General features: G+C 42.6%; 1 protein-coding gene. It reads left to right on the top strand.

Annotated elements, in window-relative coordinates; translation table 11 throughout:
• Positions 1 to 146 precede the first annotated feature (146 nt).
• Positions 147 to 891 (top strand): sugar phosphate nucleotidyltransferase (locus tag QVP40_RS10925; protein WP_288200502.1); only part of this gene is annotated, 745 nt, incomplete at its 3' end.

Here is an 891-nt window from a genome sequence, read left to right as displayed (position 1 = left end):
CGGGAACGGAGCAAGCATCAACAAAAAAATGTGCAATAACTCCAAAAAATTGCAAAAAGCAAGTAAAAATATTGTAAAAAATGTTCACTAATAAGGGGAAGTATGATATAATTAAAAAATCATAACATACAAGGGGTGAGTGCATGATGATGAAGAAGGAAATGATTGCCATGCTTCTGGCTGGCGGTCAGGGCAGCAGACTTGGTGTGTTGACAGAAAAGGTTGCAAAACCGGCTGTCGCATTTGGCGGAAAGTACCGTATCATTGATTTTCCGCTGAGCAACTGCATCAATTCAGGCATTGATACAGTGGGAGTTCTGACACAGTATCAGCCGCTGCGTTTAAATACTCATATTGGAATCGGTATTCCGTGGGATCTGGACAGAAATGAAGGCGGAGTCACAGTTCTTCCTCCCTACGAAAAGAGTACAAGCAGTGAGTGGTATACGGGAACTGCCAATGCGATTTTTCAGAATCTGGATTACATGGAACAGTATAATCCGGATTATGTTCTGATTTTATCAGGAGATCATATTTATAAGATGGACTATGAGGTAATGCTGGACTTCCACAAGGCAAATAAAGCAGACATTACCATTGCATGTATGCCTGTTCCTATTGAAGAGGCAAGCCGTTTCGGGATCATGGTAACAGATGAAACCGGAAGGGTAACAGAATTTGAGGAAAAACCGGAGAAGCCGAGCAGCAATCTTGCGTCTATGGGAATTTATATTTTCAGCTGGCCGGTTCTCAAGGAGGCTCTGATCGCTCTGAAGGATCAGAACAGCTGCGATTTCGGAAAGCATATTCTTCCGTACTGTAAGGAGAAAGGTCAGAGACTTTTTGCCTATGAGTATAATGGCTACTGGAAAGATGTGGGAACTCTGGGTT

It is taken from the genome of Blautia sp. CAG:257 (genome assembly GCF_000433815.1).
GTDB lineage: Bacteria > Bacillota > Clostridia > Lachnospirales > Lachnospiraceae > Blautia_A > Blautia_A caecimuris.
This window is presented reverse-complemented; position numbering and strand designations above follow the sequence as displayed.